Genomic DNA, 24,879 nt, shown 5'->3' on the forward strand with positions numbered 1-24,879 from the left:
TCAGCGATTCCGGCTCCTTTTTAATGAACGACTGCGTTCACGCGGCAAATTGCCTTCTTCATCTCTCGAACATATTCCTCCACATGTGGCACACTGTCTCCTCCATAAATACCGATGATTTTTACTATGGCAGAGCCAACAATCACTCCGTCCGAAATCTCCGCCATCTGTTTTGCCTGCTCTGGGGTCGAAATGCCAAAGCCCACCGCTACGGGGGTATCTGTCACTTCTCGAACCAATGCAGCTATCTCTTGTACTTCAGTGGAGAATTCTGATCGTACTCCGGTAACCCCTAAGGAAGACACACAATACAAAAATCCTTGAGCCTGCTGTGCAATTTGTTTTACCCTGCTATGAGAGGTTGGGGAAACGAGAGATACAAAGTCGATGCCGTACTGTTTGCAAACGGGCTCGAATTCTTCTTTTTCTTCAAAGGGTACATCTGGCAGAATTAGGCCATCCATCCCAATTTCAGCGGCAGTTTTGAGAAACCTCTCCGTTCCATAAGAGAACACCACATTTGCATAGGTCATAAACACCAGTGGAACGGTTACCTTTTTTCTCACACGACGTACCATCTCAAAAACGAGGTCTGTCGTAACACCGTTTTTTAAGGCACGCAAATTTGCCGCTTGAATCACAGGTCCTTCTGCTGTGGGGTCTGAAAATGGAATCCCCAGTTCAATCACATCTGCTCCCGCATTCGCAATGGATTCAATCAGCCGCTCCGTCGTTTCTAAGTCCGGGTCTCCACAAGTTAGAAAGGCAACAAATGCCTTTCCGTTTGAAAAAGCTTGTTTTAGTCGATTCATTCGTATAAATCCTCCCCTCTGTACCGCGCAATGGCGGCGCAGTCCTTGTCGCCGCGACCAGAAAGATTCACAACGATAATTTGATGATTCTGCATGGTTGGCGCAAGCTTTAAGGCATAAGCGATGGCATGCGCGCTCTCAATCGCAGGGATGATTCCCTCTGTTCGAGAGAGGAATTCAAACGCGTTTACCGCCTCATCATCCATAATAGCCACATATTCCGCACGGCCAATATCGTAAAGATTTGCATGCTCCGGCCCCACCCCTGGATAATCTAGCCCAGCGGAAATGGAATACACCGGTGCAATCTGCCCGTATTCATCCTGGCAAAAATACGATTTCATACCGTGAAAAATCCCCAGTTTTCCCGTTGTAATGGTTGCGGCTGTTTCAAATGAATCGATGCCGCGTCCGGCTGCCTCACAACCAATCAGCCGCACAGAAGGCTCCTCTATAAAGTGATAAAATGCACCAATTGCATTAGAGCCGCCGCCGACACATGCCAGAACCGCATCCGGCAATCGCCCCTCTTTTTGCATCATCTGCTCTTTGATTTCCTTTGAAATTACCGCCTGAAAATCACGCACGATGGTTGGGAACGGGTGAGGTCCCATTACAGAGCCAAGAACATAGTGGGTGTCGGCAATCCGAGTGGTCCATTCCCGCATTGTCTCTGAAACGGCGTCCTTTAGTGTGGCCGTGCCGCTTGTAACCGGGTGAACCTTTGCCCCAAGCAGCCGCATTTTGTACACATTAAGTGCCTGCCTCTTTGTGTCTTCCTCACCCATGAATATTTCGCACTCCATGCCCATCAAAGCGGCGGCGGTTGCGGTAGCTACCCCGTGCTGCCCCGCTCCGGTTTCGGCAATTACACGTGTTTTCCCCATTTTCTTTGCCAGCAGTACCTGCCCGAGAACGTTGTTAATTTTGTGCGCTCCGGTGTGGTTTAAATCCTCTCGCTTGAGGTATATTTTTGCCCCACCAAGGTGCTTCGTCATATTCTCTGCGTAGTAGAGTAATGACGGTCGTCCTGCATAATTGTTCAATAGCTCTGTCAGCTCTTTGTTAAACTGCGGGTCCTCTTTATACTGTTGATACGCCTGCTCCAATTCGATGACAGCCGTCATCAGCGTTTCTGGAATGTACTGGCCGCCATGAACACCAAATCTTCCTTTTGCCATGTGAATCACTCCTTTGTTTGGTTTGCCCAGTGGAATTCTTCTGCTTCTCGTGCCGCGGTAACGGCGGCAATGATTTTTTCCCGGTCTTTCTGTTTTTCCGTTTCTACTCCGGAACTGATGTCTACCATAAAAGGGGCAAAGCGGGCAATCGCCTGCGGAATGTTCTGTAATGTTAAGCCGCCTGCCAGCACAAAGGGGCGAGTCATGCCTGTAATCAGCGACCAATCAAACGCTTCTCCCGTTCCATAGCCATTGTCGAGCAGTATAAGGTCTGCTGTGCTTTTTTCTGCCTTGCGAAGGTCTTCTACGGCTCGCACTCGGAATGCCTGCCAGATTGGCACTCCGGGAATACGCAATTTTAACTGGTTGATATACTCCGCGCTTTCGCCGCCATGCAACTGTACGATTTGAATTACTCCCTTATGGCAAAGTGTTGCGATTTGCTCCTGCTCAGCATTTACAAACACCCCTACCACCGATATGGAGGGATGAATTTTTTTACGGAGAACCTCCGCCTGTTGCACAGTCACATTGCGGTGGCTTTTTTCATAGAACACAAACCCCGCATAATCTGGCATTGCTTCATTGATAAAGTCAGCATCGCACAGGCGGTATATCCCGCAGATTTTTATCTTAGTCATAATGCGGCCCTCCGAAATTCCTCCAGCAATGCACTCCGATTTGCTGCTTTCATCAGTGCCTCCCCTACCAAAACTGCATCGGCTCCTGCTGCTTTCAGGCAGGCAATGTCCTTAGTTCCCGAGACACCCGATTCTGCAACAAATAGAACATTTGCAGGGATTTTTTCCCGTAGTCGAGCGGCATTCTCAAAATTGACGGTAAAGTCTTTGAGGTTACGGTTATTTACTCCAATCATCTGTGCACCAGCCTGCACCGCAGACTCAATTTCAGCTTCATCGTGCGCTTCCACCAAGGCAGATAGTCCTAATGCATCGCAAATCTCAAGGTAATGTGCAATGGTTCTGGTATCAAGCAAAGCACAAATGAGAAGCACAGCGTCCGCTCCCAGCATCTTAGATTCATAAAGCTGGTATTCGTCTACTGTAAAATCCTTACGAAGCATAGGAGTAGAAACCACTTCCCGAATGGTACGAAAAATTTCATCCGACCCCATAAACCACTTTGGCTCCGTCAAGCAAGAAATACAATCTGCCCCAGCAGACTGATATTCCTTTGCGATAGAAAGATATGGAAAGTCTTCTGACAAAACACCCTTAGATGGCGACGCTTTTTTCACCTCACATATAAAGGACATTTCTTTTGTTTGTAAAGCCTGCTTAAATCGCTGTTTCTTTGGCAATTGAAGTGCAGCATCACGCAGCTTTTCCAAAGGGAATAGTTCTTTTGCAGTTGCCACGCGCTGAATGGCATACGCCGCAATTTCATCCAGTATCATGACGCCGCCTCTTCTTTCCGGTTGGACTCCCGTATGAATTCTTGCAGTTTTTCCATCGCTTTGCCGCTGTCAATCAGCTTTCCGGCTAGATGAACACCATCTGCTAAAGAATCTGACTTTCCCGCTACATACAGCCCGGCTCCCGCATTGAGCAGCACCGCATCTCGCTTCGCACCTGTTATACCATTTAGAATATCAAGCGTTATTTCTGCATTCTCCTGCGGGGTTCCGCCAACCAATTCCGATTTATCGCAGGCAGTCAGGCCAAAATCCTGCGGGCGAACAACATAGGTTTTAAAGCAGTCGTCCTGAAATTCGCATACGGTGGTTGGCGATGAAAGCGAGATTTCATCGAGCTTATCCTGCCCGTAAACTACCATGCCTCGCCTTACTCCCAAATTGCTTAGAACATGAGCAAGCGGCTCTACCATTTTTTCATCATATACTCCAAGCACCTGCAAATTGGCGTGTGCGGGGTTCGTCAGCGGACCTAAAATATTAAAAATCGTGCGAATCCCCAGCTCTTTTCGTACAGGGCCAACGTACTTCATCGAGGAATGATAAGCCTGCGCGAAGAAAAAGCAAATACCCACATTTTGAAGCAGAGACACACAATCTTCCGGCGAAAGATTAATGTTCACCCCCAGTGCCTCAAGGCAGTCTGCCGCACCGCTGCGGGAGGAGGCCGCACGGTTACCGTGCTTTGCCACCCGAACTCCACCTGCCGCAATCACGATGGATGAGGTAGTGGAGATATTGAAGGAATTCGAGCCGTCCCCACCCGTTCCAACAATCTCGAGTAAATCCTCTTTGTAGTTTACCGGCAGAGCATGCGCACGCATCCCAGCGGCACAGGCGGTAATTTCTTCTATGGTTTCCCCCTTGGCAGAGAGTGCCGCAAGGAACGCAGCGGTTTGTACCGGCGATGTACCGCCGCTCATGATTTCGTTCATAACAGCCATTGCCTCGTCGTAGGTTAAATCGTTACGGTCAATCAGTTTTGAGGTTGCTTCTTTAATCATGGCGAACGCTCCTTTCACAACGCAAGAAAATTTCGAATCATTTGCATTCCGTTTTCGGTTAGGATAGATTCGGGGTGAAACTGCACCCCATAAATGGGGAACTCAGTGTGCATAACTGCCATAATTTCGCCGTCCTCTGTTTGGGCAGTCACCGTAAGGCAATCCGGCATAGTATCCGCAACGGCGGCGAGAGAATGGTAGCGGGCGGCGTTTAGCTGTTTTGGGAGCCCCGTAAACAGCGGGCAGTCCTCCTCCAACGTAATAACGGATTGCTTACCGTGCATTAACTGCTTTGCATGAGCGATGGTAGCACCGTATGCCTCGCAGATTGCCTGATGCCCCAAGCACACACCAAGCAGCGGAATCGATTGCCCCAGCTCTTTTGCGGCTCTTATACAAATCCCTGCATCTGCTGGGTAACCCGGGCCGGGTGAAAGGATAATATGCGAGGGAGCAAGCCCCTTTACCTGCTCTACCGTCAGTTCATCATTGCGCACAACACGAACATCGGGTTGATTGGTACCAACAAACTGATACAGGTTATACGAAAAGCTGTCGTAGTTATCAATCAGCAGAATCATTGTTCAGCCCCCCCTGCGCAACTTCTAATGCTCGAATTACGGCTTTGGCCTTTTGAATACATTCTCGGTACTCGTTTTCCGGCACACTGTCTGCCACAATTCCCGCACCCGAACGAACAAACACCTTGCCATTCTTTTTGTAAGCGATACGAATGGCAATGCAGGTGTCTAAATTTCCGGTAAAATCCATGTACCCAATGGCACCGCCGTAAATGCCGCGCTTGTTGTTTTCCAACTCATTAATAATCTGGCAGGCACGAATTTTTGGGGCACCCGAAAGTGTACCCGCAGGCAGAATCGCATCAATTGCATCCGCCGCGTCGCAGTCTTCTCGCAAGGTACCCCGAACAGTGGAACCAATGTGCATTACGTGGGAAAAGCGTTCAATTTGCATATACTGCTCTACCTGTACACTGCCAAACTCACTGATTCTGCCAATGTCGTTACGACCCAAATCCACCAGCATATTGTGCTCGGCACATTCCTTTTCGTCGGCTAAAAGCTCTTGTTCCAACCGTTTGTCTTCCGCCGCCGTTTTACCGCGAGGGCGGGTACCTGCTAGCGGAAACGTGTGCAGAACACCGTTCTGCAGGCGAACCAGCGTTTCGGGTGAGGCACCGGCAATCTCCATATCGTCGCTCGACAAATAAAACATATAGGGTGATGGATTTGTAGTACGCAGTACACGGTAGGTATCCAGCAGACTTCCCTCAAATCTTGCTTCCAGTCGGTTAGAGAGCACCACTTGAAAAATATCTCCCTCGAGAATGTGTTCCTTCGCCCGCTGTACCATCGCGCAATATTGCGTTTCATCAAAAAGAGCGTGTACCGGGGAGGTCATCTTTCCCGCTTCTTCCTGCTTTGCCTCTCCATTTACAAGCAGCTCCCGCAGTTTTTTGAGCTCCATTTCTGCACGGTGGTATTCGGTCTCAAGTTGATCACACCGTGCGTTTACAATCAGAATTACCTTTTGGCGGTAATGGTCAAAGGCAATTACTTTATCGAACAGCATCAAATCCAAATCTCGAAAGTCCTCATCGTTATTTGCATCTAAAACTAGGGATGGTTCTGCATATTTGATGTAGTCATAGGAAAAATAACCCACAAGTCCGCCGGTAAAGGGAGGCAGGTTTTCCATACGCGGACTGCGGTTGTCTGCCAGCACTTGGCGAATTACTTCTTTGGGGTGCTTTGTTTGTACCGTAATGGAGGAACCGGCACGCAGGGTGAGAACTCCGTCGGTACAGGTTAGCTTTAGGGCGGGGTCGAACCCAAGAAAGCTGTACCTCCCCCACACTTGGCTGTTTTCTACGGATTCCAGCAAGCAGCAATGTCTGCTCACATTTTTGAGCTTTCGCAGTGCCTCAATGGGGGTAAGGCAGTCGGCATACAGCTCACAGTGAATCGGAATGACTTGGTATTTGCCAGACTGTGCCATGTTCTTCGCTTCTGAAAACGCTGGATTTGCCATACTTCATCAACCTTTCTTTTGCCAGAAGACGACAAAAAAGCCCGCCCCTGACAAAGTAAAATTTGTCAAGGACGAGCTGAAGGCTCGCGGTGCCACCCTGATTCACGGTATAACAACCGTGCTCTTAGCGAGATACTAACATATCCCCGGCAACTCACGCATGCCTACGCGTCGCAGAATACTCGGGTTTCCCCTTTGACTGCGCCCTCTGCGGTCCATTTGATGACTTGTTTTCTGCCCGACTCTCAGCACCGCGGGCTCTCTGTAAGAGCATAATCACCGTTATCTCCGCATCAACGGTTTCATTATTTAATTTTCACTAAGTTACCACAGAAAAGTTCTGCTGTCAATACTCTGTTTAAAGAAAAACTCGTTTTGTCTTTGGAACACAATATTCAAATCGATGCTATTTGTTACAATCGTTCTTTTCATCCATACAGGCAATGTATTTTACTCCCCACACACCCACAGCATCCAACACCGGCTGAAAATCCCGGCCAAGCTGGCTAAGCGAGTATTCCACCTTGGGCGGTATTTGGTTATATACCGTGCGTTCAATCAACCCGTTTTCCTGCATCATATGCAGTTGCTTTGTGAGTGTGGCCTGTGTTAGGCGCGGCAGTGCCCGTTGTAGCTCGTTAAAACGCATGGTTTTCATGCTAAGCTGGTATAATATCAAAATCGTCCATTTTCCGGTTAACAGCTTTTGCACCGTTACATAAGGGCAAATGCCGAATAAATCTTTTTCCATACAATACGCTCCCTCAAACCCCTTGAATAAAAAACAGTATCCTAAAAGATACTAACAATACAAAATGATTGTACTTGAATTATTTTTTGTACTATGTTTAAATAGTAGCAAGAAAAAGATGATAAGTCAATAAAAGGAGATAATTATATGCTGGAAGTATGCGAGTTTTTAAAGCAGTGCGGAACTTATTATGTAGCCACGATGGATGGTAACCAGCCTCGAGTTCGCCCCTTTGGCACGGCAGAAATTTTTGAAGGCAAGCTTTACATTCAAACCGGCAAGGTAAAAAATGTGTATCGCCAAATGAAAGATAACCCTCTTATCGAAATTAGCGGAATGGCCGGCGGGCGTTGGATTCGCCTGCAAGCAACGGCAGTTGAGGATGACCGGATAGAAGCACGGCAGCATATGTTGGACGCTTACCCTTCCTTAGAAAAAATGTATCGTGCCGATGACGGAAACACCGTTGTTTTTTCCTTGGAAAATGCCACCGCCACCATTTGCTCCTTTACAGATGAGCCGAAAGTCATTCGTTTTTAATCCTTCCTTTTATAAAAAACAGCGAGCTGAAAAGCTCGCTGTTTTTTTGTCTTTCTCCGTTTTCGACGGCACATCTAACGTTTTATAGGTACAGTTTTTATTTCGAATACTCCATTAAACAGTTAGTGTGATGTGCCTTTTTAAAGATAAGCATCGATTTTCATTCGCAGCCTATTTTGTAGTTGCACTGGGTGTTTGAAAAAGTCCTTAAAAACAAGACTATTGCTGGTAACAGCTGATACAACGCAATTCTATGGGCAACCTATGTTAAAAATAACGGTGAAAACCACATCATTTTTACTAATTTCTTTTCCAACATGGCCCTTTGTTTTCATTCAATTTTTCACTTGACGAATGAGCTTTTTTTGCAATATAATGTTGTATGTTAAACAGTTCTATATAATACAATTAATCACATTAATTAATGTTCCTTAAAGACATAAAAAAATTAAAAATCGGGAAGGAAACCTACCTATGAATAAAATGAGAGTTGGGCGCGAGCTGCGCTCGCTAAACAACTTGATACGGCGGTATATTGAATTTTCTGCACCCCGCAATGAAATTGATACCGTTACCGGGAACAACGGCTGGATTATCGGTTTTATTGCGGAGCGCTCCAAACAACAGGAGGTTTACCAAAGGGACATTGAAGAATACTTTACGATTACGCGATCTACCGCTTCCCGTGTGCTGAGCCTCATGGAACAAAAAGGGCTGATAGAGCGGCACCCCGTAGCACAGGATGCACGGCTTAAAAAAATAATACTCACCCAAAAGGCAATGGATATTCGGCAAATGAGGCTGGAAGACGCTAGAAAGATGGAAGCCACACTCATTCAGGGCTTTAATGAAGATGAAATAGAGACCCTACTTTCTTACATTGAACGAATGAAAACCAACTTAACCAATACGCAGGAGGAGCATAATAACCCATGATCAAGAAACTTCTCTCCAGTGTGCGGGAGTACAAAAGAGACTCCATACTCGCACCCATTCTCGTAACTGTTGAAGCAATTATTGAAATTTTGATTCCAACCATTATGGCTTTCTTAATTGATAATGGAATTAGTAAGAACGATATGTCCTATGTGTTAAAAATGGGATTCGTTCTGGTGATTGCTGCAGCTTTTTCCTTACTTACTGGTATATTAGCAGGCCGCAGTGCGGCGGTTGCGTCCGCAGGCTTTGCTAGGAACCTCAGGCACGATATGTTCTACAATGTTCAAAATTTTTCTTTCTCAAATATTGATAAATTTTCAACCGCCAGCATTATCACGCGCCTTACTACGGACGTAACCAACGTGCAAAACTCTTACCAAATGCTGATGCGCCTTGGGGTTCGTTCCCCCATGGTAATTGTTTTCGCCCTTATTTTCTCTTTTCGAATTGATGCAAAGCTTTCTCTTATCTTTCTCGCAATTACCCCAGTGCTAGGTGTGGGTCTATACTTTATAATGTCTCGCGTTCACCCGATTTTCGTACGTGTTTTTAAAACCTACGATAAACTAAACAGCATCGTACAGGAAAATCTGCACGGCATTCGCGTGGTTAAATCTTATATTCGTGAAGAGCACGAAGAGAAAAAATTTACGGATGTATCTCAAACCATTTTTAATGATTTTACTACTGCCGAAAAGCGGCTGTCTTTCATTATGCCGCTCATGCAGTTCTGTCTGTACACGGGCATGCTCCTGCTTTCTTGGTTCGGCGCACAGCAAATTATTGCTAGCGGCAACAACCCCGCTTTGGGGCTCTCTACCGGTGAGCTTGCCGGCCTAATCACCTATGCCATGCAGATTTTAATGAGCCTGATGATGCTCTCCATGGTATTTGTTATGATTATTATCTCCCGTGCATCCGCAGAACGCATGGTTGAAATTTTAGACGAAGAGAGTGACCTTAAAAATCCAGAAAATCCGGTTTATTCTGTAAAAGACGGCTCTATCACCTTTGACGATGTAATATTTTCTTACGCGCGCCAAACCGATAAACCGGTATTGGATCATATCTCCTTTGAAATTCAATCCGGTGAAACAATTGGCATTATTGGCGGTACCGGCTCTTCCAAATCGAGTCTTGTGCAGCTCATTCCCCGCTTGTACGACACCGTGAGTGGTGCAGTAACCGTTGGCGGAGTCAACGTAAGAGATTATGATATTGAAACCCTGCGTAATGAGGTTGCAATGGTCCTACAAAAGAACGTGCTGTTCTCCGGTACCATTAAAGAGAACCTTCGTTGGGGTAATGAGAACGCAACCGACGAAGAATTGGTGCACGCCTGCGAGCTTGCACAGGCAGACAGCTTTATTCAGGAATTCCCGGATGGCTACGACACCCACATTGAGCAGGGCGGCACAAACGTTTCCGGCGGCCAGCGCCAACGCCTGTGTATTGCACGAGCACTGCTGAAAAAACCAAAAATATTAATTCTGGATGACTCCACCAGCGCCGTGGATACCAAAACAGATAGCCTGATACGCCAGGCCTTCCGAGAAAGCATTCCAGACACAACAAAGATTATTATCGCACAGCGCGTTTCCTCCGTTCAGGATGCCGATAAAATCATTGTATTAGACGACGGCAGTATTAACGCAATTGGCTCGCATGACCATTTGCTGGAGAACTGCGCTATTTACCGTGAGGTTTATGAATCACAAAACAAAGGAGGGGTCCTGCATGAGTAACCCAACCACAACAGCAAATGCAAAACAGCACCCGGCAGGGCGGCCGCCAATGCCTCGCTTTAAGCCCGGAACAATCAAACGCCTTCTCTCTTACATGGCGGAGTACCGGATACGGCTCATTATCGTAGGAATCTGTATTGTCATCAGTGCAGCTGCCTCCGCGGCTTCTGCTCTATTTTTACAAATACTGGTTGACCAATATATTATTCCCTTGCTTGGGCAAACCAGCCCAGATTTCACCGGGTTGTTCCGAGCCATTTTAACCATGGCCTTTATTTTCCTCCTTGGTATCTCTTCCACCCTGTTTTACAATTGGATGATGGTCATAGTAGAGCAGGGTACGCTTAAGAAAATTCGCGACTCCATGTTTACGCACATGCAAAGCCTGCCGATTCGCTATTTCGACACCCACCCGCATGGCGATGTTATGAGCCGCTATACCAACGATACCGACACCCTGCGGCAAGCCATCTCACAGAGCTTCCCGCAAATGCTTTCCTCTATTATCTCCGTTACCGCGGCGTTTGTTTCCATGCTATACCTTAGTGTAGGCCTAACTGCCTTTGTTGCATTATTCGCCTTGCTTTTGCTCAAGGTAATTAAAACGCTAGTGGGCAGAAGTGGTACTTTTTTCGTGAAGCAACAGCGAGCATTGGGCGATGTAAACGGTTATATTGAAGAAATGATTAACGGGCAAAAGGTTATTAAAGTATTCTGTCATGAATACAAAACCAAAGAAGATTTTGATACCAAAAACGATGATCTTCGTTACTGCGCAACCGAAGCAAATAAATACGGCAATATTACCATGCCGGTTGTGGGCGGAATGGGGTATATGCTATATGTACTTTTGGCTATCATTGGTGGTGCGGCGGGAATCGCTGGGCTACCGAACCTGAGCCTGACTGGTGTAAATGTATTAACCATTGGTACCATCATATCTTTCTTGACTCTGTCCCGCAGCTTTATTAACCCCATTGGCCAAATTTCCATGCAGTTTAACATGGTGGTTATGGCTCTTGCCGGTGCTTCCCGTATTTTTGAACTGATGGATGAAGAAAGTGAGCAGGATGACGGTGCAGTAACATTGGTAAACGCCTGTGAGGTAAACGGCGAGCTTACCGAGTGCGAAGAACGTACTGAAATGTGGGCCTGGAAATACCCGCGTAACGACGGCTGTGTAACCTACACACCTCTGCATGGGGACATTCGCTTTCACGATGTCGATTTTGAGTATGAAGAGGGCAAGCCTGTACTGCATAACATTACGCTGTATGCCGAACCGGGCCAGAAGGTCGCTTTTGTTGGTGCTACGGGTGCCGGTAAAACCACCATCACGAATCTAATCAACCGTTTTTATGATATCGCGGACGGTAAAATACGTTATGATGGCATCAATATCAATAAAATTAAGAAAGCAGATTTACGCCGCTCCCTCGGCATTGTTCTTCAGGATGTAAATCTGTTCACCGGAACAGTGATGGACAATATCCGTTACGGCAAGCTCGATGCAACGGATGAAGAGTGTATTGCCGCGGCGAAGCTGGCAAATGCAGACGGCTTTATCCGAATGCTGCCCAAGGGCTACCAAACCGTATTGGAAAGCGACGGCAGTGGGCTTTCGCAGGGGCAGCGCCAGCTAATCTCGATTGCGCGTGCCGCAGTCGCAGACCCACCTGTTATGATTTTGGACGAAGCGACTTCTTCCATTGATACACGTACCGAAGCCATTGTGCAAAAAGGTATGGACGCACTCATGAAAGGGCGCACCGTTTTTGTTATTGCCCACCGTCTTTCCACCGTACAAAATGCTGATGTAATAATGGTTCTAGAGCATGGCCGCATTATTGAGCGCGGCAGCCACGACCAGCTCATAGAAGAAAAAGGCAAGTATTATCAGCTTTACACCGGTGCCTTTGAGTTGGAATAATTTCTGACCGAGATTGAGATTGTAACCTATCCAAAGAAAAATTCGATAAAAGTATTTACTAAAAAAGCAGATGCCGGTTTCTCATTTCGAAGAACCTGCATCTGCTCTTTATATTACGCTGTTGCCAAATGTAGCCTAGCTACCCGTTTTTGTTTGTCACGCTGGTGCTTACGCACACGAAGCACCGCATAAGTGCCGAACACCACTGTGTAAAGCACTACGGAAAACACATAGCTTACCTGATAGTACAGCTCCCCTCCGCTGCCTTCACTTAGCAGCTCTATCGCAGACGGAACCATCAACCCCATAATATAAATATATAAAAGGGCAAACCAAGCATAAGAGAGCCGTTGAATCTTCTTCCAAGTGCGAGCTTTCATTTTGCGGCGTACAGTACGGAACGAAGTAACCATCAACAAAATCATAACGACGAATAAAGGCACTGTAAAAATAAGCGCTACAACATCTCGTAGAGAAAGCTCCTGCGGAGTATAAAAGACTGCGGGCACATAGTAAATTCCATAAGCAATGGAATGTGCCAAGGTAATTAGGCTGCCAATTATGGCAAGCTCACCGCGAATTTGCATCAACTGCTTTGTAACGTCGTGCTTTTTCTCAATTGCACCTAAGAACATCACAATCACGAATAAGGCGGTGGCAAATGCACCACGCCAAAAGGGCGCGATTAGATATGTATATGTCCATTCCGGAAATACCTGGTATAGGTTTGCTACCCTGTAATAGAACAGGAAAGCAACCATAGCAATTGAAATAGCATAAAATACTCCCGGGTGCTTTTTGATTGCACCCCTGCATAGGACTGCAAATAAAAGCGCTTCTACCAAAGCGATTAAAAAAGTCACGTAAATATCTCCTTTCAATATGCGTACACGGCCGTACGCTCCTCAACACAAAGTAATCGAACTTTTTAGTTAGATAAAACTAACTTAGTGACTATATCATACTTTTTCAAACGTTGTCAAGTAATTCACACTCTATTTTAAAAATAAAAATGGTATGTTCTACGCAAGAAATATTTAAAAGAAAAAAGGAGGGCTATGTAGCCCTCCTCGTTACAATATCTTATTTATTTATGCAAAAACCACCGCAATAGGTACGCTGCACCGAGCAGAAAAAACGAGACTCCCAGTACTGTAATATATTTCTTCTTCCAAAACACCAAGTAGGCAATCCACTCTCGGATAAAGGCATTGAGTGCAAAATAGAGCTTCGTTCGCGAGCCCCTACCATCACAAGGGATGCCCAAATGCTTGGCCAAAAGCAAAGCACGAAATACATGGTACCGGTTCGTTACCAGCAGCAAATTTCCTACATCGCCTTGTGCGTCCTGCTCCATACATTCGTAAGAAAATAATAAATTCTCTTTTGTATTTACAGACCGGTCCTCCACTAAAATTGCTTCTTCCGGAACTCCGTTCTGCAACGCATATTGCTTCATTGCCTCTCCTTCTGCAATGGTCTCATCACTCCCTTGCCCGCCAGAAAAAACAATCTTGCTACCCGGATTTTGCTGATACGCCTCTATCCCCTTTTGGATTCTCCCCCCAAGCAAAGGAGTAACCTCCGTACCATTTCTCAACCCACAACCCAAAACAATAATATACCGGTACTTTTTGCGCCGATTGCGAATTAAATTGAGAAAACTGCTGATGGTATACAACGCAAAAGTAGATAGCGTGAACAGAAAGACAAAGGAAACATAAGCGTAGAAAAAGCTATAAATACTGTTTGTGCGAATGTCGCTGAGCAAAGGCCACACAATCAAAAAGGAAATATAAAATACACCAAATCCGAGTGAAAGCATATGCGAAACAGAAAAACCCTCTTTTCGTATCAGTTGAATCCCTGAAACAAACAGCGTGGTAAATAATACAAACGGGAACAGCATAATGCCAAAGACAACCAGAATTACGCCAACACTTAAAATAAAATTCGCCCAATCATTATTTAACATAAGTAATAAAATAGCAATGAAAAATAGAATTGGCAACACAGCGGCCAAAAATGTGATTCCCAGCTTAATGCTTCTTTTCTCATTGCGGTACTGCCAAAAAAACCAACCTACACCCACTATTGCCGCGACGAAAAACGGCAACAAAAAATACCATTGATACTCCATACCAATCTCCCTTATTCTAATAAATACGCTTAATATTACAAAAAACGCGGCAGTCATCTTTGACCGCCGCGGATACAATCTTTGATTGAATCGAAACGCCGATAAACCAATTTTCTCTATTCCAGGAAATGACCCGAAAGCTCGCCTTCTTTTTCATAAACAAAGATGGAAGCGCGTGTTTTCTTCGCTTCGTATAACGCATAATCCGCATTGAGGAAAAGGCGAACCGCATCCATATGGAGTGAATATGGCGCTAACCCAAAGCTGGCTGTCAGTTTTAGATTTGGCTGCCCAGGGAACAACAGTGCATCAAGTTCGCACTGAATGGTATTACAGGTATTCACGGCTTCTGCCATGCTTACCTCACGGAACAGCAGGCAGAATTCATCGCCGCCATAACGGTATGGTGTAGAAAGGCCGCAATTTTGGCGCAATACCTCTGCAAAGCTAACCAGAACACGGTCACCAACATGGTGCCCCCAACAGTCATTTATCTGCTTGAAATGATCAATATCTACCACCGCTAAAATGTACCCTAAATCTTGGTTACACTCTTCCATATCTTTAAAAGCGTTATGAAGTGCTTTGCGGTTATAAATCCCTGTCATATCATCCGTACGCACGCTTTCCCATAGCTGGTAGCGTTCCACCGAATTTTGCATACTCACTTGGTTGCGTTCCTTTTCAAAACGTATCGTTACCAAGCACACAACTGAGAACGTGAAAAGGACAAAAATAGAAGTATAAAAATTACCCAAGCGCGAGGAATCTTCAAAAACGCTTGCTTTTTCAGGGTCCCACTCAATACATAACTCTGAAAAAACAAAAGCCAATATACCCACTACTGCCGTAATTAACGTAACACGGTAACGTGCGTAAATAATAGTAAGCATAGTAGCACCCGCAAAGGTGTAATACAATGCAGGATATAAAGAATGAACCGAGAATAAAATAAACGAAATCGCCACATAGGTAAGCGATACCATATATATTTTCTTCGATTGTGAGATTTTCTTAGACTTTACCACACAGCTCTCAATTGCTATGCAGGCAAGGTTTGCTAGGCTTGGTACAATTACATACTTGAATAAATACTTCTGCTCCGATATCGCAATCATATTGTAACGAAAGAGAAGTACCCCAGCCACACACTCGCATACAATTGCAACTAATACAATCGCAAAAGAGATTTGGTAATGTAGAAAAAGCCAATCGCGATCTATCTTTGAATATTCTTTTTTAATTTCTTCCATATTCAAACTATTTTGCTTCTCTTCCTGCTTTTGCTGCAGAAAACGTGTCTCCACTTTGTTCCCTCCCGGCCAAACCCCTTTATAATCAAACTGCCATTTGACATATATTTATTCGGAGCCTGTACTGCGAATTGCCTTCGCTAGTCTTAGGTAAGACTCAAAGCCATGCTGTGCACTGTCTAGCAAAATGTATTTCTTTTTGTCTTGCAATATGGTTAATAATCCATTCATATTATAGCCATTATTTTCCATTTTTTCAACTGTAACGTTTATATTACCACCTATTTCATATAATATTCAACTTATCATTGTGTGCGTAGAAAACCATCTGTCATCCTCCCCAAAAGCATGCCACCAGACCTGTTTATTTTGTCCTTCGAATTGTGGCGATTTTTGCTTATACAATAACGATTCTAATCCTTAAAAAGTGTTTTCATAATAGAGAAACAGTGTTTTAATCATTGCACTTTTTATGTCTAAAGTCAATCTTCCATTGAAAGAAAAAAACACATTCAAGCTTTTTACAAAACTTATAGAAAAGTGAAGTGAAAATGGTCTCATTTTCGAAACGGAGCAGAAAAAAACCGCCGCCAAAAAGCACACAGCTTTCGCGGCAGTTCTTAGAAGCGTTTATGCCTGTTTAAAAGGCCTTTAATTCCCCCGGTTTTATACAAACTGGGTTGCCCTCTGCTAAAAACCATACTGCAACTGCACTGGGATTATAGACCTTTGTTTGTGCAGCGTTAAGCCTTAATGCTTTGATTGCCGTTACATATTCTTTTATTTCGATATTGGTTGCGTACCATACCTCTGGCTGGTTGCCAGCTTTACGGCAAAATTCTTCCATTATGTACCAGTTATTATCACGCGAAAACTCATAGCTGTGCCCCCACAGGTAAAAAAGGAGCAGGCGTGAATCCAGCGAGCGGCCGATGAAGCTTTCCCACAGGTTCCCAAGCCGATTATGGTGGCAAGTAGGGCTCCAGCGCATAAAATCACCCGGCACACGAAACTGTCCGGTTTCTTCCACCGTTCGTGCGTATTCCATTCCACAGCCTTTTAACAAAGAGATGACCTCGTCGTTATAATCGCCAAAAGGGTAGCTCATACCACGGATGATTTCGCCGGAGGCATTCTCCAGAATCCGCCGATTCTCCATTACCTCGGTAAGTACGAGGGAGGGTGGAAGCTGCGTAAGGGATGGGTGAGAATGCGTATGAACACTAATTTCATGCCCACGGTACAAATCAGAAAATTCGCTTACCGGAAGATACTCTTCCCTACATTCAAACGCCGTGTTTAAGTGGAAGGTTGCCCGTACCCCATTTTGGTTTATAATCTCTACCAAACGGCGATCCTCTACCCTTCCGTCATCGTAACTTAGCGTTAGGCATTTGCTTTTCCCGCCTGGCCAAAGTGAAAACTGCAAATCCGCCATGTTACATCCCGCCTTTCTTGTTCGTTTCTGATGCTCCTATTGAGTCGATTCCCAATATACGGTGAACCTCTTTTTGTATTTCAAAAATCCTTTTTTGCGTGAACTCCGGGTAATCGCGAAACCATTTCATATTGAGCGGAGAAGGGTGCGGTAAAACAAAGCACGGCTTTCCGTTTAGGGTCTTATTCTCAAACGCCAAGCTTGTTATTTTCTCGTTCGGGAAGAAATGACTAGCGGCGATTCCGCCAATAATAATATAAATCTCATTTTGAACCAGTTGCATTTCTCGCTGTAACCATTGCTTGGAACAAATCGGAGGCGGTCGTCGGTCACCACCATTAGGAGACTTACCAGGGTAGCAATGCGCCATAGATACAATATAAAAATAGTCGGGATTATAAAAATCATCGTCTGAAATACGGTACCATTCCCCACGCAATCTTCTGCCGCTGGCATCGTGAAAGGGTTTTCCCGTTTCATGCACGGTTCGGGAGGGAGCCTGACTTATCTGCATGATTTTTGCGTTGAAATTGCCCTGAATAATAGGGTGCGGCTCATAACCAAATGCTTCTTGGCACAAACGGCACTGTTTTATTTTCTTCTGCAAAAGAGTTAGCTCCTGCTTTGTCTTCTGATGATTCAAACCCACTCTCATTCCCCTTTGCATCAATTTTAAGCACGTCCCATTTTTCTGCAAATTCTAGTCTCATAAAATATTTGATACAATCTATTTTACTGCAAAAAAGGAATAGAAGATAGCTTTTTTCGAAATAAAGTGTTTGTAAGAAAAAGGAAAACCACCGGCTATCCGGTGGTTTTCTTCGCATTATCCCATGGTAATAGAGAACTTATTATCGCTAAATCCCTAGGCGGAACGTTTTCTTGCATTGGGCTAAAAGATGGTGCAATTGCTGGAAATTAGATTGCATATAAAATGAATTCGGTTGGGTACACCTGCGACCCATAATACCGCAAATAAAAACGGTATGTTGGGTCTGCTTCATAAATAATACGGGGCAACTTCCACATATCTTTGTAGTTATGGTAAACGCTTAATGCAAGCTTTGGGTGGTTCTTCTTTATTTTCTCCAAACAACCCATCAGTGCATCTTCTTCCCCGCCCTCAATATCCATTTTAATAAACGTAACATCTTCCGCAATGTCATCGTCAATTTTAACAATATCCACAGCCATGGAGCCGCTCTCTGTTAAGTGGTTGACAGAAGACAAATCATTACCTGAAAGATACATGGATCCATTGCGATTGCTGGCTCCCTTATCCCTTATTACAACGTTATCCATATGGAACAATTCTATATTTTTCTCAATATATTCAATGTTTGCGGGTGCAATTTCGTAGCAATACATTTTCTTATAGCAGTTTGGTCCAAATGTCTTTTGGTAATAAACCAGTGTATCGCCAATAAAGCCACCAATGTCTACAAAGACTTCATCCTTGCTGCAAGAGATAATGTCCAAATCAAAATACTGGTAGTACGTTTTGTCGTGAATCTGATCCACCTTTTCGGGGTTGCACATGAGCCAATAATACAGAATATTAACAAAGATTCGTTTGGAGCGGTTATCGCATAGGTTGTTGTAAACCCATTCAAAATCCTGCCAATGCTGCGCCAGCGAATTTGCTCTGTTTTCTGCCAGCTCATAATCCCCTTGCTCCGGGTAGTACGTCCCCCACAGCTTCTGCTCGTTGATAAAATTAATGGTATTCTGGTAAAGCTGATAATTGGTGTTTTTAAAATTCGCTAAGTTTTGTTTAATTGCCTCGGTTAATTCTTTTTCATTTCTTTCTTTCACAAACTGCAAAAAGCTTGTAAAGTCGGAATCTATTTGGTTTGGTAAGCTCTGAGAAGAAGCTTTGCTCGTATCGAGATTATTCTCATCCGGTAATTGTGATTCATTGGTCATCCGCTATCATTCTCCTTAAAAAGTGTATTCTTAGTATCATATGTATTAACAAATTGAATGGTGTAGTTATCCTTTTCGCAAAAATAACGAAAAAAGCTGCCCGATTCGTGCGGGCAGCTTTTTATGGAGTTTTATTCAGGTATTCTTCCAGGCAAATGCCTTGCTCGTGCATTGCTTCTGCCGCATCTACCCCAACATAGCGATAGTGCCACGGCTCATGGATAACACCGGTTATATCTGTTTTATTTTGAGGGTACCGCCGAATAAAGCCATATTTATAGCTGTTTTGATCGAGCCAGCGGTAAACCTCTTCCCCCTTTGAATGAATGCCATCGGCATTGATGTCTACACTAAGGCCTAACTGGTGCTCGCTGGTATCAGGTAGAGCAACCCAAGCTTCAGCCTTGGTTTTTGCTTCTTTATTGGAAAGCCCTTGTTTTTTATATTCCTGTATTTTTTCTTTCATGATGCTCTCTTGTACTTTTTTGGTGCGGTATCCAGAAGCCACCACCGGGTATATGTCTTCTCTTCTGGCGTCATCAAACATTTCCTGCAAGGAGGGATAAATGCGATTGTCGACGGATTCTCCATTCTCAAGCTCTACTAAATCAACTTTATATTCTTTTGGAATGGGATTCCATTTGTTCACTAAAATTAAGTACCAAGCAGAATTATCGTTCCCACTGCTTGTAGAAGAAGTGTTATAACTTGCACGGCTGGTTTGCTGTTGGGAAATATGCTCTTTGATTAGCGGATTATTCTCTGTTACCAAGCAATACAATAAAGCAGCAATGGCAATAACTAAGCAAGCATAAAACAGAAATTGAATCCGCTTTATTACTTTCCTTATCATAACCTTCCCCTCCTTTCGTTGAGAGTCAAAATGAATGCACCTGTTCTATATTTATCATACCAAACGGGTGCAATTATTATTTTAATATTTCATTGTTTGATTCCTAAGAAAATCCTAAGTTTTTATAAGTTTTTCTTAGGCTTGTTTAAAACGAAAAGATTCGTAATTCCTATTCCGGCTGTGGAAGAGTAACGGTAAATTGAACCACATGATTCTCACTTTGCGCGCTAATCGCACCGCCATGCAGTGTAAGGATTTCTTTTGCGATTGCAAGCCCTAGGCCTGCCCCCCCGGTATTGGAAGTGCGTGCTTCATCCATCCGGAAAAATTTCTCAAATATGGAGTTCAGCTTTTCGCGCGGAATGGTTTGCCCTTCGTTTTGAAATGTAATTATTGTCTCACTTTTCAACTGTTCCGCAGAAATTAAAATATCGGTATTGGGGTAGCTGTATGCCGCGGCATTTTTCAAAATATTATTAAATACCCTAGCTAAATACCCGGGGTCACCATATATGGTGAGGTTTTCATCTGCCCGAATGGTAGTTGTATTCCCATTTTCTGAAAGAATCGGGGTAAGCTCGTCTGTAATTTGCACCAGCATAAAATATAAATCTATTTTTTGATTCTCGATTTGTATTTGCTGAAGATTGTAACGAGTAATTTCAAAGAACTCGTTTATCATTTGTTCCAAACGGTATGCTTTTTCAAGCGTAATGTGAACGTATTTGGCCTTTTGCTCGGTAGGCATATCTGGCGCTTCTTCCAACAGACTCAAATAGCCAATAACAGAAGTAAGCGGTGTTTTAATATCGTGAGCTAGGTACATAACCAGCTCGTTCTTGCGCTGTTCCGCAGATTGCGCCTCAAAGGCACGCTTCTCCAGCGTTTGCTTTACGGTGTTTAGCTTCTTTTCGATGGCAGCCATTTCTGCCGGCAAATGAATGGCTGCATTTTCGTCCAGCAATGCGTCGATTCCCTTGTTAATCGCGTTAAAATAGTGTGTAAACCACTCCAGAAAAAAGGCAAGAAAGATTAAAAAAACTACTACAATCGCAACCAGCCATATCACGTCCATATAGTTACGAAATACTACCTGATAGAAATCTCTTGCACTTTCGTCTTCCATGCCAACAAAATTACGCAAAAAAGAGACCACCCAGTTCCCGCCCCTGCCCTTCCAAAAAAGGAAGTAAAGAACATAGATAATCACAAAAGCGATGACAGCCATTCCAAGAAGCCGAAAACTCATCTTTCGCTTTAGCTGTGTATAATCTGCCTTATACTTACGCTTCAATTTTATACCCTACTCCCCATATGGTTTTAATGTATTTGGGATTCTCTACGGTATCGTTCATCTTCTCTCTCAAATGCCGAATATGAACGGTGATGGTATTATTGCTTTTGTTGTAGTATTCGTCCTGCCAAATCGTTTGAAACAGCTCTTGTGCGCTAACCACATTTCCCTTTTGTTCTAGCAGAATGCGTAAGATAGAAAACTCCGTAGGAGTAAGCGCAATGGGACGCTCATCTAAAAAGCACTGGTGCGTTTTTACATCCATTACTAAACCCGAATGGGCGATAACGCTTTCTTCAGCATCCATTGTGTAGGATGGATTGTATTTTTTATACCTGCGAAGCTGTGCCTTTACTCTAGCGACCAGCTCCAGCGGACGAAATGGTTTTGTCATGTAGTCATCCGCTCCAAGTGTAAGGCCAGTAATTTTATCAATTTCTTCTTCCTTTGCTGTGAGCATTACAACAGGGTAAGTGTACTTCTCACGGATTTTGCGACACAGCTCAAACCCGCTTATCCCTGGTAACATAACATCCAAAATGGCAAGATCAAGCTCTATCTTTTCAATACAAGCCAACGCATCCTGTGCGGAATAAAACTTAAAGACCTTGTAGCCTTCGTTGTTTAAAAACAGTTCCACTAAGTCCGCAATCTCATGCTCATCGTCAACAATGAGTATTTTCTCCTGCAACGTAAACTCTCCTTACTTAAATTTAGCGTTTTCCTCTAACTTATTGTAATTATTATATACGAATCATGAATTAAAACCAAACTTTCCCTTATATGCATTTTTTTATTTTAATAAGTTCCCCCAATTTATGATAGACAGAGAAGAAACGGCAGCCAAAATAAGCCGCCGTTTCTTATCATCTTGTAAAGATACTATTACGAAACTCTTTTTAATTCAAACACCGTTGCCTCTAATTGTAAAATTAGTCTTTTATGATTGATAACCAGAAACGACATGGGTATTCCAAGTTCATCGGGTGAGGCGGATACCCCTAAGACTACCACATGATCACTGTTATTCATGCTTGGCATATCTATTTTATCAACACGATAAAACGAATCTTTATTATAGTGTATCTCTTCTATTTGATAAGCCGGGTTTTTTAGTTCGAATTGATAGTCCTTATAATTTTTTAATCCCTTAGATGAAAAGAAATCTTTTTGTATCGTAATCTCATCACCAATGATCTTTTGCCCGTTTGGGTATTCCGAGGCATCATTATAGGAATTCGCGAATCCCAATAGTTTTTCTACCTTCCAAGTACCCAAGATAAACTGTTCGGTTTCGCTGTCTATCTCCTTTCTCCCGATAAATGGCTCTGTCATATCCCAAGGAGCATCACTTTCCAGCTCACTCTCCGGCTCATTTCGAGAACTAATGGATGAACTTTCTACGGTAGAATTGTTCGCTGCCCCTGAGCCTGCTACTGCCCCGTTACTACACCCAACCAAACCAATGAATAAGATAGAAAGAAACAAAGGAAATGCCTTTTTCATACAAATGAATTCCTCCAATAAAAAATTAAAAAAGTAGTAGGTCCGCTTACTTAAAACCAGAAATGTACAAAAGCAAGCTGCTTGTAAAATGAATCATACTCCTACCAAACAACATCGTCAACCCAAATAAAACTAACTTATCAATTCCTTTTCCCTCTGGAATTTAATTAAGCAAAGAAATGGTGACGATGATGTATTGCCACCATTTTAAGCTATCTTAATACTTTAGCCCATAGCCAACCGGGAACAACACCTTATCGGTTCGAATATCCTTTACATCTGCGTAATAAGGCATGGGCAAGGTACCTTGAAAGCGACTCTTACCGGTAAGAATATTCGCCACACCATCCCCCTCACTGCCTGGGAGGTAACACATGACGATGCCGTCCCATTGCTTCATAGCATCGCTCAGAATTACATTTCTTCCCGCTACGATACAGGCCACGGTTGGCTTTCCTACCTTTTTGGCGAGCTCAATTGCATCGGAGTTCCCGCTGAGGGCAAGGTTCCTGGTAATGCTGATGTCTGCACTGTCTCCGTTCCATTCCGCATATGTCCGCTCACCCAAGCACAGCAGTGTTACATCGGCATCCGCGGCTTTCTTTGGGTCGGTGATAATCGTAAGCTGATACTCCCCTGCAAGCTGGTTTAAACCATCCAGTATGGTTTTTCCTTCGGGTATCCATTTGCGGCCGTTGAGGTTGGCATCCGCATTCCCCTTCCAAGTTATCGTCCAGCCTCCGCACTGCACCCCAACATCGTTGGCGGCAGGGCCTGTTACAAACACCTTTGCCCCTTTTCGAATCGGCAATACTGAATTCTCATTCTTGAGCAGAACAAGGCTTTGTTCCACCAAGGTTCTGGCCAAATCGCGGTATTCCTTGGAGCCAACACTGCTTTGCTTTGTGGTTACCTTCTCCATCATGGGGTCATCCAGAATCCCCATTTCATCCTTCACCGTTAAGATACGGGTAACCGCTTCGTTCACACGTTCCAGAGGAATTTTCTTCTCGTTTACGGCTTCCACTATGTAGCTTCGGCAATCTTCAAATCTAGAATCCTCCATCAACATATCAATACCAGCATTGATGGCAGTGATTGTTTGCTCTTTGAGGTTTGCACCGGGTATATTATGGATGGAATCCCAATCGCTTACAATAAAACCCTTGAAATCCATCTCATTTTTTAGGTAAGAGATATACTGTTCATTGGCGTGCATTTTGATTCCATTTACACTGCTATGGCTAATCATAATGGTTTTCACTCCGGCGTCAACCATAGACTGGTATACCTTTAATAAATCCTCTATTTCAGACTCGCTTAGCTGTGCATCTCCACGGTCAATGAGTCTTTTTTCGCCATCCAATTGTTCACCCGTTCCATATAGCACGTTGCCGTCTGCATAGAAATGCTTTGCACAAGGCAGAATCCCGCCATCCATAAGCCCTTTTGAAAATGCTGTTCCAAGCTTTGTAACTAAGCCCGTCTCGGAGGAATAGCTTTCATACGTGCGTCCCCATCTGGGATCCTGTGCGGTGGAAAGGCAGGGCGAAAAGCTCCACAGCATCCCGGTCAGCTTTGCTTCATCGGCTACCGCTAAACCCATTTTGTAGGTAAGCTCCTCATTATTTGCGGCACCAATTCCAATATTATGCGGAAAAATGACAGCACCCTTACAGGTATTTACCCCATGCACCGCATCATTCCCATAGATGTAAGGGATTTTTGCTCGTGAACTCAGCGCGCTTTTCTGGTATTTGAGAATAAGGTTCTTCCATTCTGCCGCGTTAAGGGAATTGGTGCCAAAGGTAGAAAGAATACTACCGTAATCGTGTACTTTCATGCTTTCTTCCGTTATGTTGTACACCGCTCCCTGTACCATTTGAGCCGCTTTTTGGTCAAGCGTTAACTGTGAAAGAAGCTTACTTACCTTTTCATTTCCAATCGTATCGTTATTGGAATGATTCGCGCTGAAAATCGGACTGCCATTGCAGCCGGTGAGTGCCAGAGCCAATGCCAAAAGAACACCGATTAGCCTTTGTTTCATAACCAACGCCCCTTTATAAAGTAAAGATGTTAA

General features: G+C 44.2%; 24 protein-coding genes and 1 other annotated feature. Of the genes, 4 read left to right on the top strand and 20 right to left on the bottom strand.

Annotated elements, in window-relative coordinates; genetic code table 11:
• Window positions 1-20 precede the first annotated feature (20 nt).
• The 8 genes from trpA to CAN90_RS02960 all read right to left on the bottom strand — a co-directional run bounded on the left by trpA (window position 21) and on the right by CAN90_RS02960 (window position 7,235).
• A complete protein-coding gene (gene trpA / locus CAN90_RS02925; RefSeq protein WP_085832335.1) occupies window positions 21-812 on the bottom strand; it encodes a tryptophan synthase subunit alpha in 792 nt (263 codons plus the stop codon).
• Window positions 809-1,993 carry a tryptophan synthase subunit beta gene (gene trpB, locus CAN90_RS02930; RefSeq protein WP_085832336.1) on the bottom strand — a complete coding sequence of 395 codons (1,185 nt, stop codon included), beginning with the start codon at window positions 1,991-1,993 and terminating at the stop codon, window positions 809-811. The genes trpA and trpB overlap by 4 nt, the downstream gene beginning before the upstream one ends.
• A gap of 5 nt (window positions 1,994-1,998) precedes the next feature.
• Window positions 1,999-2,634 (bottom strand): phosphoribosylanthranilate isomerase, encoded by a 636-nt coding sequence (locus CAN90_RS02935; protein WP_085832337.1) that lies wholly within the window; start codon window positions 2,632-2,634, stop codon window positions 1,999-2,001.
• The gene (gene trpC, locus CAN90_RS02940; protein WP_085832339.1) at window positions 2,631-3,410 is read right to left on the bottom strand and encodes an indole-3-glycerol phosphate synthase TrpC; all 780 of its coding nucleotides are present in this window, start codon (window positions 3,408-3,410) and stop codon (window positions 2,631-2,633) included. The genes CAN90_RS02935 and trpC overlap by 4 nt, the downstream gene beginning before the upstream one ends.
• On the bottom strand, window positions 3,407-4,432 hold the full coding sequence (gene trpD, locus CAN90_RS02945) for an anthranilate phosphoribosyltransferase (RefSeq protein WP_085832341.1): 1,026 nt from the start codon (window positions 4,430-4,432) through the stop codon (window positions 3,407-3,409). The genes trpC and trpD overlap by 4 nt, the downstream gene beginning before the upstream one ends.
• Before the next feature lie 14 nt (window positions 4,433-4,446).
• The gene (locus tag CAN90_RS02950; protein ID WP_085832342.1) at window positions 4,447-5,013 is read right to left on the bottom strand and encodes an anthranilate synthase component II; all 567 of its coding nucleotides are present in this window, start codon (window positions 5,011-5,013) and stop codon (window positions 4,447-4,449) included.
• On the bottom strand, window positions 4,997-6,484 hold the full coding sequence (trpE, locus tag CAN90_RS02955; protein WP_085832344.1) for an anthranilate synthase component I: 1,488 nt from the start codon (window positions 6,482-6,484) through the stop codon (window positions 4,997-4,999). Before trpE ends, CAN90_RS02950 begins: the two co-directional genes overlap by 17 nt.
• Before the next feature lie 64 nt (window positions 6,485-6,548).
• Window positions 6,549-6,790 (bottom strand) — a binding site (T-box leader).
• A 100-nt stretch (window positions 6,791-6,890) separates the two neighbouring features.
• A complete protein-coding gene (locus tag CAN90_RS02960; RefSeq protein WP_085832346.1) occupies window positions 6,891-7,235 on the bottom strand; it encodes a winged helix-turn-helix transcriptional regulator in 345 nt (114 codons plus the stop codon).
• A 147-nt stretch (window positions 7,236-7,382) separates the two neighbouring features.
• On the opposite strand from CAN90_RS02960, the gene CAN90_RS02965 reads away from it, so the two are divergent.
• From CAN90_RS02965 to CAN90_RS02980, 4 genes are all read left to right on the top strand, one after another.
• Complete coding sequence (locus tag CAN90_RS02965) at window positions 7,383-7,775, top strand: pyridoxamine 5'-phosphate oxidase family protein (RefSeq protein WP_085832347.1); 393 nt, start codon at window positions 7,383-7,385, stop codon at window positions 7,773-7,775.
• Window positions 7,776-8,249: 474 nt separating this feature from the next.
• The gene (locus tag CAN90_RS02970) at window positions 8,250-8,711 is read left to right on the top strand and encodes a MarR family winged helix-turn-helix transcriptional regulator (protein ID WP_085832349.1); all 462 of its coding nucleotides are present in this window, start codon (window positions 8,250-8,252) and stop codon (window positions 8,709-8,711) included.
• Window positions 8,708-10,459, top strand: a complete 1,752-nt coding sequence (locus tag CAN90_RS02975) for an ABC transporter ATP-binding protein (RefSeq protein ID WP_085832350.1) — start codon at window positions 8,708-8,710, stop codon at window positions 10,457-10,459. Before CAN90_RS02970 ends, CAN90_RS02975 begins: the two co-directional genes overlap by 4 nt.
• Window positions 10,452-12,389, top strand: coding sequence for an ABC transporter ATP-binding protein (locus tag CAN90_RS02980; RefSeq protein WP_085832351.1), 1,938 nt, complete (start codon window positions 10,452-10,454; stop codon window positions 12,387-12,389). Before CAN90_RS02975 ends, CAN90_RS02980 begins: the two co-directional genes overlap by 8 nt.
• Before the next feature lie 113 nt (window positions 12,390-12,502).
• Here CAN90_RS02980 and CAN90_RS02985 read toward each other — a convergent pair whose 3' ends face one another.
• The 12 genes from CAN90_RS02985 to CAN90_RS03035 all read right to left on the bottom strand — a co-directional run bounded on the left by CAN90_RS02985 (window position 12,503) and on the right by CAN90_RS03035 (window position 24,846).
• Window positions 12,503-13,252, bottom strand: a complete 750-nt coding sequence (locus CAN90_RS02985) for a ferric reductase-like transmembrane domain-containing protein (protein ID WP_085832352.1) — start codon at window positions 13,250-13,252, stop codon at window positions 12,503-12,505.
• 224 nt (window positions 13,253-13,476) lie between these two features.
• Window positions 13,477-14,529, bottom strand: coding sequence for a YdcF family protein (locus tag CAN90_RS02990; protein WP_085832353.1), 1,053 nt, complete (start codon window positions 14,527-14,529; stop codon window positions 13,477-13,479).
• A 116-nt stretch (window positions 14,530-14,645) separates the two neighbouring features.
• Window positions 14,646-15,836 carry a GGDEF domain-containing protein gene (locus tag CAN90_RS02995; protein WP_085832354.1) on the bottom strand — a complete coding sequence of 397 codons (1,191 nt, stop codon included), beginning with the start codon at window positions 15,834-15,836 and terminating at the stop codon, window positions 14,646-14,648.
• Window positions 15,837-15,890: 54 nt separating this feature from the next.
• Window positions 15,891-16,013: a hypothetical protein gene (locus CAN90_RS13865; RefSeq protein WP_278335033.1), complete on the bottom strand. Its 123-nt coding sequence runs from the start codon at window positions 16,011-16,013 to the stop codon at window positions 15,891-15,893.
• A 409-nt stretch (window positions 16,014-16,422) separates the two neighbouring features.
• Window positions 16,423-17,220 (bottom strand): polysaccharide deacetylase family protein, encoded by a 798-nt coding sequence (locus CAN90_RS03000; protein WP_085832355.1) that lies wholly within the window; start codon window positions 17,218-17,220, stop codon window positions 16,423-16,425.
• Window position 17,221: 1 nt separating this feature from the next.
• Complete coding sequence (locus CAN90_RS03005; protein WP_242953559.1) at window positions 17,222-17,869, bottom strand: uracil-DNA glycosylase family protein; 648 nt, start codon at window positions 17,867-17,869, stop codon at window positions 17,222-17,224.
• 269 nt (window positions 17,870-18,138) lie between these two features.
• Window positions 18,139-19,146, bottom strand: coding sequence for an FkbM family methyltransferase (locus CAN90_RS03010; protein ID WP_085832357.1), 1,008 nt, complete (start codon window positions 19,144-19,146; stop codon window positions 18,139-18,141).
• A 121-nt stretch (window positions 19,147-19,267) separates the two neighbouring features.
• Complete coding sequence (locus CAN90_RS03015; RefSeq protein ID WP_085832358.1) at window positions 19,268-19,999, bottom strand: M15 family metallopeptidase; 732 nt, start codon at window positions 19,997-19,999, stop codon at window positions 19,268-19,270.
• A gap of 169 nt (window positions 20,000-20,168) precedes the next feature.
• Complete coding sequence (locus CAN90_RS03020) at window positions 20,169-21,248, bottom strand: sensor histidine kinase (protein WP_085832815.1); 1,080 nt, start codon at window positions 21,246-21,248, stop codon at window positions 20,169-20,171.
• Between the two features lie 34 nt (window positions 21,249-21,282).
• Window positions 21,283-21,984 (bottom strand): VanR-ABDEGLN family response regulator transcription factor, encoded by a 702-nt coding sequence (gene vanR / locus CAN90_RS03025; protein ID WP_085832359.1) that lies wholly within the window; start codon window positions 21,982-21,984, stop codon window positions 21,283-21,285.
• 194 nt (window positions 21,985-22,178) lie between these two features.
• Window positions 22,179-22,799 carry a hypothetical protein gene (locus CAN90_RS03030; RefSeq protein WP_200807578.1) on the bottom strand — a complete coding sequence of 207 codons (621 nt, stop codon included), beginning with the start codon at window positions 22,797-22,799 and terminating at the stop codon, window positions 22,179-22,181.
• Between the two features lie 217 nt (window positions 22,800-23,016).
• A complete protein-coding gene (locus CAN90_RS03035) occupies window positions 23,017-24,846 on the bottom strand; it encodes a glycoside hydrolase family 3 protein (protein WP_085832360.1) in 1,830 nt (609 codons plus the stop codon).
• Window positions 24,847-24,879 lie beyond the last annotated feature (33 nt).

The organism is Clostridium merdae, assembly GCF_900176635.1.
Taxonomy (GTDB): Bacteria; Bacillota; Clostridia; order Oscillospirales; family Acutalibacteraceae; genus Faecalispora; species Faecalispora merdae.